We start from the raw sequence: 17,372 nt of genomic DNA, 5'->3' as shown, positions 1-17,372 counted from the left end.
GACTATATAGGCAATTGTTAGTATAAGTGACGATGTAATCTTCAAGACACTACTACCTATGCAAAAACCAATGAACTTTTCGAAGAAAAAGATAGTCACGAGTTTATTAGTAATAATAATCTCTACTTTATCTGCCTGCGATAACACGCCTTCCGAGCACCTTAAAACCCTTACCGAAGATAAATACCCTGTGGTAAAGAACGTTGGTCTATTACATTTAAATATAGCTAGTTTTAAACTAACCCCAGTTATTGATGAAACCTAAAAATTATAAGAAGAGAAGGATGAAAAGTTATAGTAAAAAAATCCGCGGTATCTATCTCGGACATCAAAAACTTATCATCATAACTTTATTATGCGGATACTTTATTTTTGAGGTCTGGGGTGTGCGCTATATCGCTGAAAGAAAAGCAGAAAAACCAAATAATATAAAGGAAGGGTGTTTGTATCTACGAAGTAGTTATACCGACACAAGTAAAATGAAGATATTAAGATTGACCATAGATGGTCATAAAGTTGAGAGTCATAGAACGTTTTCAGGAAATATGCCTTATGGATATAAGTGGAATGGTCAACAGAGGGACGAGTTTTATCAATATCTTGAATACAATAAAGAGAAGTGCCACCCCATTCAGTATGTCAATATCAATTTATTAATTACTAGAAAGATTTTTATTTACGATTACTTGGGCGATTTCAAACCTACTACTAATACTAAAAAGTACTAAATACATGTCGCAGACGGTTAAAAATGAAATAATTGATAGCTTTAGTGAAGTAAACAGTGCGGAAAGGCTGCTAAATAATTTTTTCTAATTTTAACAATATGATAAATCAAAGCTCACAAGAAGCGGTGAGGTCAGGATATATTTATTTAGTAAAAACTATTAAATATCTGGTATAGCGCAGGCACAGAGATATAGCACAATCTAATTTTGATTATATCGTTGTTGTATACATTGAGTAATATTGGATATACAGGACGAACAAAGGTCTTCTAAGTTATCAACTCATCAGAGAACTTCTTAGCTTGTGCAGCTTACTCTGAGATGAAAGTCAGCGATTCGAAAGATTGGAATTTGCTAGGAAGTCAAGCAAGTCAATCTACCATGTATGCGGATATGGTAGATTTTATCTAAGACCGCCTTGAATTTATTGTGTCTTTTCTACAATTCGTATAAGCATTTGTTATCAGTTTATACGGTAACAGTACTGCCTACTTCTAACGATTGTCTTAGCGATTTTTTTCATCATTGATATCTTCTACATCAGCACGACCAATCACATCTAAATCCTCTAGACACAGTTTGTCATACTCTTTTTTGCAAAAATTAGGATCAATATCGCACATCGCTGACTGTAGTTGATCGAGGCGATTCTCTGACTGTTGAATGTGTTCGAGCATTTTAGCAAATGCTTCTGCGACTGGGTCTTGTGAATAAGGGTCGATACCATAAGCACGGAAAGTATTGGTACGTTTGGCAGTAGGGGTAGTGTCGTTAGTTTGATCGCTGTTCTCGCCAGCTTGCGCAACTTTTTCTTGTTGCTTAGCGTCTTGTACTTTTGTCGCGATTGGGTTGCCTTTTTCATCGTGATGATCTGAGATCATACGCGCGGCACTGCCGACCATTGTGGCGCCTGCTGGTACTGGTTTGACTACCACTGCATTCGAGCCGATTTTAGCGTTTTTACCGACTGTAAATGGTCCCAAAACTTTTGCACCAGCACCGACCGTTACACCGTCTTCTAGCGTTGGGTGACGCTTGCCATTATTCCAAGACACACCGCCCAAAGTAACACCATGGTATAGCGTCACATCGTTGCCGATCTCAGCAGTCTCACCGATGACGACGCCGACACCATGATCGATAAAAAAGCGTCTACCAATCTTGGCAGCAGGGTGAATTTCGATACCTGTCATGATGCGCGAGCCGTAGGAAATCACGCGTGCCGCTAGTTTTTGTTCATTGTTCCAAAGACAGTGTGCACCGCGATGCAAAACAAGCGCATGTATCCCCGGATAAGTTAGGATCACTTCCAGACTATTACGCGCCGCAGGATCTCGGGTGAATACTGCATCAATATCTTCTTTCAAATCGTTCTTGATGGTAACAAGTGATTTGAACAACTTGGATGGCAATGACATAAAGCGTCCTATCTATTCGTCGGTAGAGTGTCGTTGCGAAAACAGCGATGCCTCTAATCTGTGGTCATAAAGTTCGGATAATCAGGAATATATATTTTCGCTACGCTTCTGCAAGTTATAACAGCTTTATACCGCAAAATATAGTAAAAAGCTGTCAAATAAACGCAAGCTCATAAACTACGGCTTGTTTTAGTCTTTCGACAGTTTTGCAATCAAAGCGCTTAATAGCTGGTACTCTTTTTGGTCAAGCTGTAGGCGTGACCCAAGTCTAGACAAGCGTGATGGCAATGATTTTAGATGTTCGCTATTTGCTAGTCCACGCTGCACCATAAGGTCAGTAGTGCGCTGAGTGAGCTGTTGCAGCTGCTGATGATTAATAGCCGGCTCATCCCATTGCTGACGCAAATTCACATTGATTGTCGATTGGGCGTCTGTGCTTGCATCCGAATTTAAACTATCTACTGTCTGAGCATGCATTTGAGCATAAGCAAAAATAAAGCTGGCGATCACTTGCACCGCTGATGCAACATTCAATACAGGGTAAGCAGGATTGGCATCGATTTGAATATGATAATCGGCATAAGCCAATTCTTCATTGGTCAATCCACGGTCTTCACGTCCAAATAATATAGCGATATTTGGTTTGTTAGCAGTAGCAGCAGATGAGGTATCAGCATTACTATCGTCTGCACTTAAAGCTGCCTGTGCATCGATAAAGTCAAACATAATCTTAGCGGCTTGCGTAGGTGTCACAACAGGGCGCGGCATATGACGACTACGACTGCTAGCGGCAAATACCAACTGACAGTCTGAGATAGCAGACTCTAAAGTGGGGGCAATCAAAGCTGACGATAATAACTCACTGCCACCCGCTGCATGAGACACACTGGTTTCGTCAATCGGTAATTTGGGATCGACCACCGTTAAACGAGACAAGCCCATGGTATGCATCGCACGAGCAGCCGAACCAATATTGGCAGGCAAAGTTGTATTGACCATGACTACTTGCAAGCAATCAAGGTAGTCGTTCACTGTGCGTGATGATACGGCTAATGAAGCGTCGTTACTCATTATTGTTCCAGTCTCTGATTGATTTCTTGTTCGGCACGGTGTAATGCAATGGCAATCTCTTCGATCAGGACGGCTTGCTCATTGATACGGCGCTCACGGCAGTATTCTTGTAACTGGCTACTAAGACGAACTAATTGAGTCGTACCTAAGTTGGCGCTGGCACCTTTTAGAGCATGAGCAGTTTCGAAGCCATTGGCGTTATCGTCTTTTTGGTGGGCAATTCGCAGCGCTGCAACTCTTTGCTTACTATCAGAAAAATATACTTGTATCAAATCAACAAAGTCTTCTTCGAGCAGGTCACGCATGTCCTCGAACTGTTCATGATTGATGATTTCTTCATCAGTTTGTCCGAGCATATTATTATTTGTAGTGTCATCCATGGTGGTTGTCCAATTTATAAAAGTTAAAGCAATAAGATTACTATAATGAATTTTTAAAACGTAATGTACGTCTTAGCTGTAATGGAAATGTAAGTTCTCTTCACTGACCAAAGTCTTCAATGTCTGCAGATTGTCGTCATTTGGGTAAACGCGCCAGTGTTCAGACAGTCCAACATTTGCGATGCCATAGACTTCATAAATGCTTAGCCCAAGTGGCAGACAATTATCATTGATAGAAGCGTCAGTATTACTCAGGGCGTTATTGGCATAACTGGCTGGCATACCGTTTTGATTGGCCGCGTCATGGTTCATTTCGCTTTCTAATGCCAATAAATCATTACCGTTCTCATCATACAAGCTGCCACCCATTCCAGGATCGTAGACATTACTACCGCTGCCACCTTGCTCGTCTTGCTCTTGGTTATAAGCCAAACGCGGCTCGGGAATAATGTCAGCTTGGGCTGATTTAAGTAGTGGTTGTAGACGTGTGAGCAAATTAATATCACTACCGTGAACTTTGATACTGATTTTTTTGAGCCAACGTAGTCTGGCATCTACCATGCTCATTGCACTATCAAGACGTGCAAATAAACGTCCATCACGCTCACGAATGCTACCTTTGATAATGACGACTTCATCGATTTTTAACTGTTCTTTGACACGATTAAAACGCTCAGCGTAGCAGCTGACCTCGAGTCTCGATGTACCATCATCTAAAGTAATCACGTTGCGATTACCAAAGTTGGCAATATCTATGATAAGCCCCGAGAAATAACAGCTGCCGTTATAGCCAGTATCGGTCAACTTGTCGAGACGCGCACCAGAGGTATAGCGTTTCAACTCATCCAAATACTCATTGATTGGATGTCCCGTTAAGTACAGTCCCAAGGTGTTTTTTTCGGCTTTTAGGCGGTGTTTGTCACCCCAGATGAGTTCTGGCGTCATGACTAACGGCGGCGCTGCGACCACACCGTCCATTTCACCAAACAAATCCATCATACCGATTTCGCGGTTTTGACGGTCTTGCTCAGCGGCTTGTACGGCGCTTGGCAATTGACTCATTAAGGCACCGCGAATCTCGTAAGCTTCATCGGCTGGCAAGTCAGGTCGTAGCGTGGCGGCAAAGTCATCAAAACAGCCAGCGCTAACCAATGCTTCTAGTGTGCGTTTATTGACTTTTTTGATGTCCACACGGCGGCAGAAGTCATATAAGTCTTTAAATGGACCTTCGCGGCGGCGTGCATCTACGATAGACTCTACCGCGCCTTCACCCACGCCTTTAATTGCGCCAAGACCATATATGATATTGGTCGGAGTATCGGCAACGAAATGCCATTCACTGCGATTGACCGAAGGATTGACTACAGTTAACCCAAAGTTTTCACGGCAATCATTGATAAAGAACACGACGTTGTCGGTGTTGTTCATATCTGAAGTTAAGACCGCTGCCATAAATTCGGCAGGGTAGTATTGCTTTAGGTAGGCCGTTTGATAAGCCAATACGCCATAAGCCGCAGAATGCGAGCGGTTAAAACCGTAACCTGCGAACTTTTCCATCAAGTCAAATACACCGCCTGACGTGACTTCATCAATGCCTTGTGAGGTGGCACCAGTGACAAAAATATCGCGCTGCTTGGCCATCTCTTCAGGTTTCTTTTTACCCATCGCACGGCGTAGCATATCAGCACCGCCCAAACTATAGCCTGCCATCACCTGCGAGATTTGCATCACCTGTTCTTGATAGACAATAACGCCATTGGTGTTTTCTAAAATCGGCTCAAGATTGGGATGGTCATAAATGACTTCCTCGCGACCATGCTTACGGTCGATATACATCTCTACCATACCTGCATCGAGTGGGCCGGGACGATACAGCGCACACATGGCGATGACATCTTCGATATTGGTCGGTTGCAGTTTGGCCAAATACTTTTTCATGCCCATACTTTCTAGCTGAAAGACCGCCGTGGTTTTGGCATCTTGCAGCAGCTTATAGGCTTTGCTGTCATCTAACGGCAAATCCTCTAAAACTAAGGCAGGTACGTTTTCTTTTGCACGGCGTAAATTGATATTTTCAACCGCTGCGTTGATAACGGTTAAGTTGCGTAGACCCAAAAAGTCAAACTTCACCAAACCGACAGCTTCTACATCGTCTTTATCAAACTGGCTGACACGGTGACCTTCATCATCACAGTAAATGGCGCTAAAGTCAGTGATCTTGTGCGGAGCAATCAATACACCACCAGCATGTTTACCGACATTTCGGCAGACGCCTTCCAGCTTAATCGCCATCTCCCAAATCTCAATGGCATCTTCATAATCCATATTATCAGGATTAGAGATCAAGTCTTTGAGTTGTGGTTCTTGCTCAAGCGCTTGGCTCAGTGTGATGCCAGGCGTTTTTGGAATCAGCTTGGATATTTTATTGGCCAAAAAATACGATTTGCTTTGTACGCGTGCCACATCACGCACAACCGCTTTTGCGGCCATAGTACCAAAGGTAATAATCTGTGAGACGGCATCACGACCATAGGTTTGCGCGACATAATCAATAACGCGGTCACGACCTTCGATACAAAAGTCGATATCGAAATCGGGCATCGATACACGCTCAGGGTTCAAGAAGCGCTCGAATAGTAGATCGTAATGAATCGGGTCAAGGTCGGTAATGTTTAGTGCATAGGCAACCAACGAACCTGCACCAGAACCACGTCCAGGGCCTACTGGCACACCATTGGCTTTTGCCCAGCGGATAAAGTCCATGACGATTAGGAAATAACCGGGGAAGCCCATGGATAGAATAATATCCAACTCATATGCGAGGCGTTCATCGTATCTCTGACGGAAATCGTTCCAATTGTCCGTACGTGCTTCGACAGGAAACAGCTTGTCTAAGCGCTGCTCAAGACCGCGTTGTGACTCGGCACGGAAAAACGACTCAATCGTTTCGCCTGCAGGCACAGGAAAATCAGGTAGGACGTTAATACCAAGCGTTAAGGTGACATTGCAGCGTGTAGCGAGGCGCAAGGTATTGTCAATGACCTGCGGAATATCAGCAAATAATTGCTCCATCTGAGCTTGTGTTTTTAGATACTGCTCATCTGAGTAAGTCTGTGGGCGATTTGGATCAGCAAGGACATAAGAGCCTGCAATACACACGCGGGCTTCATGAGCATCAAAATCATCTTGCTCTAAGAAACGCACGTCATTATGCGCAATGATAGGAATGTTGTGTTTGGCACCTGAATGGATGGCTGCTCTAATAAAAGCATCTTCGCCTGAGCGATTGGTACGCTTGATCGCAAAGTATAAACGATCGTCAAACTGTGCCTGCCACTCAGTAAGTAGTTCATCGGCTTTTTCTGGCATCGAGCCGACCAATGCTTGACCCACGTCTGACTTTTCTGTGAGCAGTACAATCACACCTGCTGCATGCTCTAAGATATGACTGCGCTTAATAACCGGGGTACCATGATTGATAGGATCAGCGCGACCTTCGGTAAACCCGAGCGATACGATACGGGTAATGTTTTGATACCCTTCGTTATTCATCGCAAGTAAGGTAAGGCGTGTGTCTTCATTATCCATGATGACTTCACTGCCAATAATAGGCTTGATACCCGCACCTAAGCAGGCACGATAAAATTTCACCGTGGCATATAAATTGGACAAATCGGTCAATGCCAACGCTCGCTGATTGTCAGCCGCAGCAGCTTTTACCAGCGGTTTAATACGCACGATAGAATCGGTGATGGAATATTCGCTGTGAATGCCAAGGTGTACAAATGCCATAGAAGACTCTTACTGGTACGATCAAAGAAATAAGCTAGCGATAAAATAATTGATTACTATCAATCAATTACGCTGATATCTAGAGGCCGACAAGACCTCGATAGCCATATTGATACGTTTTAAATGGGGTCGTCAATAATAGCATTATTTGCCGCAGACAGCCACAGGTTCAAAGGGTTTAATCTGCGTAAGTTAAGTCATTAAGGTATAAAAACTCGGTTATAGACAACAGCAAAAAGCCCTCAATACAACGAGGTATAGAGGGCTATGTAATTGATAATTAAAGTCAGTTTGTTTAATAACCAACCACTGCCGCATCGACAATACGTGGATCAGACGATCCATAAACACCGTTTGGTGTGAGCATGATCGATTGTGTAGATCCCATTGCAGATTTTGGACTGACCGTATGACCCATTGATTCGAGCTTTTTCACTGTGTCGATATTCAGGGCCTTTTCGACTCGAATCTCATCAGGTAACCATTGATCGTGGATACGCGGCGCATGCGTTGCTTCAGCGATATTCATATCATGGTCGATGACGTTGGATATAATCTGGGTGACAGTCGTGATGATACGGCTACCACCTGGGCTACCAGTAACGATGTAAGGTTTACTGTCTTTGAATACAAGCGTTGGACTCATAGAGGACAGTGGACGCTTATTGGCTTCCACCGCATTGGCGTCGCCACCAAGTAATCCGTAGCCGTTTGGTACGCCCGGTTTGGCAGAGAAATCATCCATTTCATTATTAAGCAAAATGCCCGTGCCATCCGCAACGAGACCAGTACCATAAGAGAAGTTCAACGTATAGGTGTTGGCTATTGCATTGCCATTTTTATCAACGATAGAGAAATGCGTGGTCTGATCACTTTCGTACGGCACAGGATTGTTTGCTTTGATAGTGGCTGCTGGCGTGGCTTTATTGGGGTCAATCAACGTACGCAGTTTATCTGCATAGGCTTGTGACGTTAAACCGCTGGCAGGTACATCGATAAAGTCAGCATCTCCCAGATACTCAGCTCGATCTGCATACGCCAACTGCATCGCTTCCGCCATTAGATGAATAGTCTGTGCGCTGTTTTGTCCATAGTCTTTGAGCGGATAGCCTTCTAAGATATTTAAAATCTGCACGATATGAATACCGCCAGAGGAAGGCGGTGGCATAGAGACAATCTCATAGCCACGATAGTCGCCTTTGACAGGTTCGCGAGCGATGGCTTGATAATTGGCCAAATCCTGCAGGCTCATGCTGCCGCCTGCTTCATTGACTGCTTTGACCAGTTTTTGAGCGGTCTCACCCTTATAAAACCCATCGGTACCCTGTATCGCAATCCGCTTTAGCGAACGCGCAAGCTCAGGCTGCTTTAAACGTTCGCCTGGCTGATAAGCGCTGCCATCAGGCTTGAAAAACACTTTTTTGGTACTTGGCCATTTTTGCAGGCGATCGCTCAGCGCCGTGAGTGACTCGGACAAGCCAGCGGTGACTTCTATGCCGTCTTCAGCCAGTGCTATCGCTGGTGCCATAACTTGCTCGCGGCTCATCGTACCATGCTCTTCTAGTGCTTTTAGTAGTCCTGCTACTGTCCCTGGCACGCCAACGGCCAAGCCATGATAGCGAGATAAGTCGCTGACAGCATTGCCTGCTTCATCGAGGTACATATCGCGTGAGGCGCTACTCGGGGCTTTTTCACGGTAATCAAGCGCCACTGTTTTGCCTTGTTTGGCATCATAAATCATCATAAAACCGCCACCACCGATATTACCTGCACGCGGCAAGGTTACTGCTAGGGCAAAACCCACCGCAACGCCAGCATCTACCGCATTACCGCCGTCCTTTAAAATCTGTAAACCGATGTCAGAGGCAAGCGCTTCTTGAGTAGCGACCATGCCGTTCTTTGCCCAAACTGGATGATGAATGGCGTCTTCAGAATAGATGGCTTGGTCACTATTAGCATTGTTAGCATTGTTCGATGTGGTGTTAAGTGTATTGGTCTTCGCTCGCGTGATGCGCTTGGTTTCAGAGAGTACCGTTGGACTATCAGCCATGATAGCCAAGTTTATGGCACTGGTATTGATTGATGTATTGTTGACCGTGGCGTTATTTGTTGAGTTCGTTGGCTCTACAGCCTGTGTGGATATAGATAGCAGTAGCGTACTGGTAATGAGCACGACGCTAGATTTGAGTAAGGTATTAATTTTTGGTTTACGTTGCTGAGCGGTTCGATGGTGGCGAGATAATAACTGTGACATCGCAAAGTCCTTTTTACGCGAGTGGAGAGAATAGAGTTAGGAAATAGATAAGCCTAAATAGTAACGAAAATATGAAATAGTAGAAAGTTGTTTATTGTCTTTTGTGGTGTACGCTTTTATAGCGCTTAGCTGTATCAGCTACATTTCAAATAAACGAGGCTAATTTTCAAGTAAATGAAGCTACTGATAAGACAGCAGTTATACAGAGAAAATTATTTATGAATGAAGAAATTCTTTAAAAATATTCGCTAATATTACTAAATTGTAACGTCTTGTGATATAAATAACGGTACCACTGTACACTCATTATCGACTGTCTATTCATACAAAGAGATTACTATGTCATCACACCATATTAATAACCGCAATCGACAGCGCTACTCTGAGACTGCGCCCACTTATTTATCTAGCACTGATCATAAAAACTATAATGGTAAAAATAACAATGGTCATCTATATCCAACCAGTAAATTGACGTCTATCGCCTTGATAGTTGGTAGTGCTTCACTTGTACTCGCAGGTTGCCAATCAACTGCAGCCAGCTCATCTTCCAATCTGTCGTCGAATAGCAGTGCCTCTAGTACCATGATGGACTTTAGTGTTGCAGATACCGCGCAGAGCCAACGTCAGGGTCAAGCCTTTACTGCCAGTCAAAATGCTCAGGCCGCGCGTTATGAGCAGCTGTTTAATCAAGAGAAGTATCCAAATACCGAAAACCAAGCCAAATCACACTTGCTAGCAGCCATTCGTCAACACTTGGCGACCGATCATGTCGCAGTCGCCACAGCCAATTATCGATCAGCACCATTCATTGACCCAGATAGTATCGACGCAGGAGCGAGTAGCTTGCTCAGAACGATTATAGAAACCTATGCGTATCAGCCTGAGGGTATGTATGATAGTAGCGATGATGAAGCGCAAGCTGAGGCTAGAGCAGAATTAGCAGCGGTAGGTGTAGAATCGAATAAATGCAATGAAAACGAAGATGATGACGCTTATGAAGTCTGTGTGGTAGAGGGTATTAACTACGATTATGATGATGCGAAAGATTCGATAGAGTCCGACTATCCTAGTGACTATGATAAGTCTAGAGCAGAAGCTGAAGCAGAAAGAAAGGCCATTGCTGCTATATTGGCTGAAGCAGGGGAGAATGAGCCTGCGAGCAGTGATACCAACAGCGATAACGAGTATGCCTACGATACAGCAGATTATGATAGTAATGACTATAGCAGCGATGATTACAGTAGTGACGACTATGATAGTTATGATGAATACAGTAGCGGTACTGAAGGTATGCTCTCAGGAATGTCAGGGTTAAGTCCCAAATCAATGGCTGCAAAGTATGAAGCCATGCAAATGGAAAAACAGCAAGCTAAGACAGAGACGGTAAATCGTGGCAGCCTACCAATATCATCTACAGGTATGATTGGCAATATACTTGATATGTTCCACCGCACTCCTGAGCAAATAGCTGCATCCAATGCTTATCAGTATGAGCATTTAACATTCAATAGTGTCAGTCAATACCGTCCCAAGCAGCGCCAACTACAAAGCGTCTATAGCTACGATTACGCCACACCAACGATTAGCTCGTCGATACAAATACCGTTAGCATTTGATTTTAATAATAGCAGTGTCGTAGTAGATCCATCGGTCATCATGCCGATTGTTGCACTTGTTAACCCTGAGAATACACCACTACCAGCACAGATGACCTCGCACACGGTGAGCTTTGGTTTGCCTGAAAGTGTCACGGCACAGTTGCCACCAGCGGTGCTCTACGATGCGGTGCTCAATGCGATACAGAGCAGCATGGCTGAGCTGGCGCCTGAGCATTTTAGCGCAGTAGATATCAGTGGTGACGCGTTTGCCAAAGAAGTCGGTGCGACTCGTGCAGTCAAAGTCTATTTTGGTAGTCAGCAAAGCGGTGAAATAATTGGCAAGACGCTCAAATATGTAACGAAGTCACTGCAAGAATACGTAGATGCCAATCCAGATAAATATCCTGATGGTGCCGCACTAAAGACAGCACTTGCTAAAGTGCAGTTATACAATAAAGGCTATCAAAGCGCTGATGTCGGTTCGCTATTGCAGCTGATCGAAGCTATCGGTCCTATCTCGTTTAATCAAATCAACTACTATTACTTAGACAGCTCAGATCGACTGCTGGCCAAGCAGCAACGTGTCAATATCGGTGGTGATTTTATGGGGTCGACCACAACCATGCTAAACCAAGTACGTTACGATAAAGCCAGCTTTAACCGTCATGCCTTGACACCATTGCTTACAGAGTCTTTTGGTCCAGACGCTATGCCTCCTATCGATGGCAATGCATGGATAGCTACGCAGCGCGAGAAAAAAGACAGATTACAAACGGCCCGCTATGCACGCTACGACTATCAAGATAGCGGTAACGAGGGTGCTTATAGCAGTAATGAATATGGCACTGATGAGTATGGTAACGATAACGACAATGGCACAGACGCTGTCGATGAGAGCCGAGTTGACGATGCTCAAGATGATATGAATGAAAAATAGAAATCAAATGACATCATCGCATTGCATTTACGCTCATATCTATTAAGGATAAAAAATGAAAACAGTACATCACACCATTGCACAACGTCTGCCATGTAAGACTAAAAACAATCTGTTGGTCACCAGTGCATTTTTGACAGGGGCGCTGTTGTTAACAGGTTGCCAGTCTACCAGTTTGGGCCAGTCCAACACGGCGGCTGTAAAACAAGCACCTAGCATTGCCAAAAAAACACTAGAGACAGCCCTGAAAAAACAGCGACGTCAGTCCTTTAGCTATCATAGTAATCTTGAGATTGGCAATAACCAACAATTTACAGATGCCGATACTAATACTAGTACGGAGAAAATGGCGGCATCAGACTATGTAGATGAACATTGCGAAGAGGCACATGACCAAGCGTACGCCGCTCTAATCCTGCAAGCAGAACAGCAAAACAAAGATATCTTAGCGGTGGATTACGATACTAAGCGTGACAGCATAAGGCAGTCGTATTTTGAGTGCGTAGATGCCTATCATGCATGGGATGACCATCAATACGATAGCGATGTAAAAGTAGCACCAGATTATCAAGCGCTATTTGATAATTATGAAGATAAACAAAGACCGTTAGATGTGAAGAAAGCACAGTTATTAGATGAGTATCTACTAAAGCCGCTTTCTATCGACTCTCAAGGGATCTATCAACCGATGGCAGGCAAGGCTACGATGCTCGCTAGTGCGCAATACCAAGCACGTAATCATCACAGCAGTATCAACCAGCCTATTTATATGGATTTTAAAAACGGTGATATTTACCTATGGGCAGATAATTTTGCGATTCTAAACTCAGAATTGTTAGACGATAAACTCGGTACAAAATGGCAAAATAAGTGGTTAAAAATAGCCATTGATGATGGTACATTGCCTAAAGGATTCGGTGGTGAAGTAATCAAAAGCCACTTTGCGGCGTTAGATGCGACTTATGACGCGGCGCCTGTCAGCCAGTTTAATTATGTTGCCCCTAACTCACTTGCTTCCCTGTCTCCAAAGCTGCCCGCGCACCAGTTATCGGCTATGTTACCAAGCGATCAAATCATTCGCCGAGTACAAAGCTTTGAGGATTATCAAGCGTCGCAACAGAAATATATGCAGATTTTCTATGATCGAATCAGTGAAAAATACCCAGAGCTGGTACAAGAACCCGAATCGATGACAGCGTTTGAGTCGATTCAAAATCCAAAGGCATTCACCAGTAAGTCTGTTGTGCAAAAAATACTGACTATGATAAAAGATCAAATGAATGAGGAAGCAACGACGGGTGAGACCGTTGCCAATACAGAAGTACAGGAACTATACGGGTTTGATAAACGTGGTCAACTCAAATGGGAGCACTTACGCCGTCAGTTAGATAACACTAGCGAAGCGAATAGTAATAAGGGCATGAGGATAGATGTGTTGCAGCAGTATTCTGCTATCAGCACTAAGGACTTGGCGTTTCCTAACTTACCAAGTAATGTGCAGATGCCGAACGCTAGCAATAGCATTGATTTACGAAAGTATGCTCCAGAGCTGCTGCAATACTACCAAGATGGTAATGGCACGGCAGTAGGTAAGATGGTCTTTAACATGTTGCCGATGGTCAGAGAGCGTATTGGTTCGGTTGAGTAACTGATTAGAGTATTAATGAGTAAATAGAAAGCATTATTAGTTTTTGAACAGGATAATTTTGCACTAAAAAAAGCGCACCTATTAACGGCGCGCTTTTTCATTTTATACGTATACAGCTAGGTAAAATAACACTTTTCCGGAGTGGCTTATTACATACCTTGATGCTGTTTGTCATGGCCTTTACGGTCTTTTGAATGCTTGCGACCTTTTTCTTGTCTCTCTGATTTCATTTGTTCCATCTTTGCACGTTGCTCAGCAGTCAACACTTGAGCAATGGCATGTTGTGTTTGTACACGTTCGATAAAGCGTTGCTTTTCTTTTGCCGCTCGTTGATCAGCCAGACGGTTCAGAGCAGCAGTATTCAAAGTGCTAGCATTGGTCAGTGCTTGTATTTGCTGATCCATTTGCGCGCGTTCTGCTTGATGTGCTGCACGGTCAGTAGTGCGATCGCCACGTTTGTTTTGCATGATGGCTTTGATTTGCGCTTGCTGTGTCGCTGTTAGATCCAGCTTTGACATTGGGCCTTTCATCGCGCCATCTTTGTGGTTCTTCTGCATTTGTGCAGTTGGCGTTGTATCAGTAGTCGCGTTAACGCTGGTGCAAGCCGTTACTGTAAATATGCTAGAAGCTGCTAATACTGAGCCTAATAGTAATTTTTTCATCATAATATCCTTGATTACATTGAGTTTGATTTCATAAGTGCTAAATTTTTATCTCGCAAGTACCATCTGTTGAACGTTATCGCTCGTTATGGTCAGCCATCTTAGAAATGCAATACTTGCTGTTGATAAGAGTATATTACGACAGTTAAAGGTTACGAACATTTATGAAGTATTAAGAAAGGTAACGTTTTTAGCGAATTGCTACGCGCTTGCCTGATAATATGGGTAACTAAACGAATTAAACCAATTAATACTATCGAAAGTGAAAGGAGATAAGTGTGCCAAATATATTGATAGGCGATGACGACGAAGAGTTGACTCAGTTATTGCAAGAGTACTTGGACAATCATGGCATTCGCTGTGACTGCGTGCATGATGGTGCAGCAGTCATACAACGACTCAAGGCAGTAGCACACGAAGATACGGTTTATGATTTACTCGTACTCGATATTATGATGCCAAAATTAGATGGATTAAGTGTCTTGCGCCAATTACCAAATATTATTGATATTCCTGTCATTATGTTAACGGCGAAAGGGGAGGAGATTGATCGTATTATTGGTCTAGAGCTTGGTGCCGATGACTATATCACCAAACCTTGTAACCCTCGAGAGCTGCTGGCTCGTATCAATGCAGTGATTAAACGTACCAATACGACCGCATCAGAGCATACTCCGTTGCCAGAGAGTCGTTTGCATCTCGATCAAAACCAACGCGCCTGTCAGATAGATGGGGTGACGCTACAAGTCACGGGTACAGAGTTTGATCTGCTCGTGGCCTTGCTCAAACAAAAAGGGGAGGTGGTCAGTAAAGCATGGCTGTCAGAAAATGTCTTGCAGCGTGAGTTGCAGCCCTTCGACCGTAGCCTCGATGTACATGTATCTCGCTTACGCAAAAAACTTCAACCTTTCCACGATGAACCAATAAAAGCGGTGCGTGGAAAAGGTTATCAACTGGTGCTGTAATGACGGACATATCGATGAAAGCTTCTGAGGAGACCCTCAAAAAAGCACCTAAGTTTAAGGTGCGCATTACCTTGTTTTGGCGTATGTTTCTGAGCTTATTACTAACGATTTTAATCACCTCTGTATTGTCTATCGTGGTAGAGCGCTGGCTGGCTGAAAAAGAGCTGACCTCTCGTATGGACGTACAAATCGATAGTCTATTGATAAAGCGTGAAGAGATGGTCGCGTCACTACGGGCTGGTGATGTAGAGTCTGTCAGGCAGATGTATCGTCAAGACCGACAGCTGATGAATCAAATCAGAGTTTATGATGAGCAGGGCGCTATTATATTCCCGCGTTACCGTGACCAAGACGATCGTGCGCAAGGACAGTTGCAAAGTGGTCGGCGGCTAATGGATCGTGCGATACAACCGTTGCAGCAAATACCACCTAGGCCACCTAGAGTAGAGAATAACGCTTATGGTGCAGAAGGTCGCAATGCTGACAATAGACTTCGTGAACACGACAATGAAATACCGAAAATTGAGCCGTCTTTTTGGCAAAAACTCCTAAAGCCAAGAACAGCAAGTAGTGCAGCAGTGGCTGATATCGATACTCGTCCTGAGCTGGCCGATATGTCTGTTGAATTACCTGATGGCCAGTCAATCATCATACAGTTGCGTCCGCACTTGCGTTTTTCAGACGTGGTAGAGATACAGCACGGTAATTTCCCCATACGTTTGCTATTGATTGTTATCTTTAGCATATTGGTCTGCATATGGCTCAGTCGTACGCTAACCCAGCGGATTGGCCGTGTACAAAATACTGTACACCGTATGATTGATGGTAATTATCAAGCCAACCCAGAACTGTCCAAGATGGGCGATGATGAGTTGGGGCTACTTGCCAAAGACGTTGCCCATCTATCAACGAGGCTCGTCGATAGTGAGCTGGCACGTAAGCAAATGCTCAGTGATATCTCACATGAGCTGCGTTCGCCACTTGCTCGTCTGGATGTAGCGACTGAGCTGACTCGAGACTTTGCGCCCAATGCCAATCGTTATCTGGACCGTATTGATAAAGAATCTACACGAATGAATGAGCTAATTGAGCAAATCATTCATATTCAGTCTCTACAAATGCAGCAATATACCGTCGATAATTTGGAAAGTGAGGCAGTCGACATATCTGACATCATTAGCAATATCGGAGAGGATGTCTGCTTTGAATTTCAACATAAAGACGTGCATTGGCAATGGCAACCGCCTGTAGTCTCAGCGTTAGATAGTTTGGAAGGCTTTTGGACAGTCCAAGGTAATGCAGAGCAGTTATATAGCGCACTTGAAAATGTCATTCGTAATGCTTTTATGCACACGGCAGCGGGTTCGACAGTGATTGCGGAAATCAAAGCAATACAAATGGACAATAAGGCACCAGCTGTTCAAATTAATATAACAGACGAAGGCGGCGGTGTCGCAGACAAAGACTTAGAACGTATTTTTCATCCCTTTGTGCGGCTCGATACTGCTCGGCATCGTGACACTGGCGGCTATGGTCTTGGATTGGCTATTGTTCATGCTGTAGTTATGGCTCATAAAGGATATATCAGTGCTCATAATCGCCAAGATGGTATCCAAGGGTTGGCGGTTCAAATAGTGCTACCTAGCAGACAAAAAGATAAATAATGCAGAAACAATTTATGTAACCAATGTGCGCTTATCATGTATTTTTAATGTGTATAAGAGCATATTTAGTAATAGATAAAAGCTGACTCTTCTTAAAATCGACGTAATTTATTATAAGTAGACAAAAATTAAAAGTAATTATATGTGTTTATATGAATATAATAGACGAACGGTATCAAAACACGGATGAACGGTATTGTCTCTCTGTATATATTCGGTAATAATAATATATGCAGAGAGTGATAAAGATTA

Annotated in this window: 11 protein-coding genes; 5 read left to right on the top strand and 6 right to left on the bottom strand. The window is 43.7% G+C overall.

The genetic code is table 11. The annotated features are described in order from the left end of the window. Positions 1-284 precede the first annotated feature (284 nt). Positions 285-728, top strand: coding sequence for a hypothetical protein (locus CXF62_RS02325; RefSeq protein WP_102092742.1), 444 nt, complete (start codon positions 285-287; stop codon positions 726-728). Between the two features lie 506 nt (positions 729-1,234). On the opposite strand, the gene cysE is transcribed toward CXF62_RS02325, so the two are convergent. From cysE to ggt, 5 genes are all read right to left on the bottom strand, one after another. After that, positions 1,235-2,146 (bottom strand): serine O-acetyltransferase, encoded by a 912-nt coding sequence (cysE, locus tag CXF62_RS02320; protein ID WP_102092741.1) that lies wholly within the window; start codon positions 2,144-2,146, stop codon positions 1,235-1,237. A gap of 189 nt (positions 2,147-2,335) precedes the next feature. Then, complete coding sequence (locus tag CXF62_RS02315) at positions 2,336-3,217, bottom strand: RNA methyltransferase (protein WP_102092740.1); 882 nt, start codon at positions 3,215-3,217, stop codon at positions 2,336-2,338. Further along, positions 3,217-3,597 (bottom strand): Hpt domain-containing protein, encoded by a 381-nt coding sequence (locus CXF62_RS02310; protein WP_102092739.1) that lies wholly within the window; start codon positions 3,595-3,597, stop codon positions 3,217-3,219. Before CXF62_RS02310 ends, CXF62_RS02315 begins: the two co-directional genes overlap by 1 nt. 72 nt (positions 3,598-3,669) lie before the next feature. Continuing rightward, positions 3,670-7,389: a DNA polymerase III subunit alpha gene (dnaE, locus tag CXF62_RS02305; RefSeq protein ID WP_102092738.1), complete on the bottom strand. Its 3,720-nt coding sequence runs from the start codon at positions 7,387-7,389 to the stop codon at positions 3,670-3,672. A 295-nt stretch (positions 7,390-7,684) separates the two neighbouring features. Next, complete coding sequence (ggt, locus tag CXF62_RS02300; RefSeq protein WP_102092737.1) at positions 7,685-9,643, bottom strand: gamma-glutamyltransferase; 1,959 nt, start codon at positions 9,641-9,643, stop codon at positions 7,685-7,687. 339 nt (positions 9,644-9,982) lie between these two features. Here ggt and CXF62_RS02295 point away from each other — a divergent pair, with 339 nt between their 5' ends. Both CXF62_RS02295 and CXF62_RS02290 read left to right on the top strand, forming a co-directional pair. Further along, positions 9,983-12,181, top strand: coding sequence for a hypothetical protein (locus CXF62_RS02295; RefSeq protein WP_102092736.1), 2,199 nt, complete (start codon positions 9,983-9,985; stop codon positions 12,179-12,181). Between the two features lie 55 nt (positions 12,182-12,236). Next, the gene (locus CXF62_RS02290) at positions 12,237-13,829 is read left to right on the top strand and encodes a hypothetical protein (RefSeq protein ID WP_102092735.1); all 1,593 of its coding nucleotides are present in this window, start codon (positions 12,237-12,239) and stop codon (positions 13,827-13,829) included. 149 nt (positions 13,830-13,978) lie between these two features. On the opposite strand, the gene CXF62_RS02285 is transcribed toward CXF62_RS02290, so the two are convergent. Beyond that, positions 13,979-14,491 carry a Spy/CpxP family protein refolding chaperone gene (locus CXF62_RS02285; protein WP_102092734.1) on the bottom strand — a complete coding sequence of 171 codons (513 nt, stop codon included), beginning with the start codon at positions 14,489-14,491 and terminating at the stop codon, positions 13,979-13,981. 278 nt (positions 14,492-14,769) lie between these two features. Here CXF62_RS02285 and CXF62_RS02280 point away from each other — a divergent pair, with 278 nt between their 5' ends. Then, positions 14,770-15,456: a response regulator transcription factor gene (locus CXF62_RS02280; protein ID WP_057759848.1), complete on the top strand. Its 687-nt coding sequence runs from the start codon at positions 14,770-14,772 to the stop codon at positions 15,454-15,456. A 14-nt stretch (positions 15,457-15,470) separates the two neighbouring features. Then, positions 15,471-17,120, top strand: coding sequence for a sensor histidine kinase (locus tag CXF62_RS02275; protein ID WP_102092733.1), 1,650 nt, complete (start codon positions 15,471-15,473; stop codon positions 17,118-17,120). Positions 17,121-17,372: the final 252 nt, after the last annotated feature.

The organism is Psychrobacter sp. MES7-P7E (assembly GCF_002863645.1).
Taxonomy (GTDB): domain Bacteria; phylum Pseudomonadota; class Gammaproteobacteria; order Pseudomonadales; family Moraxellaceae; genus Psychrobacter.
This window is presented reverse-complemented; position numbering and strand designations above follow the sequence as displayed.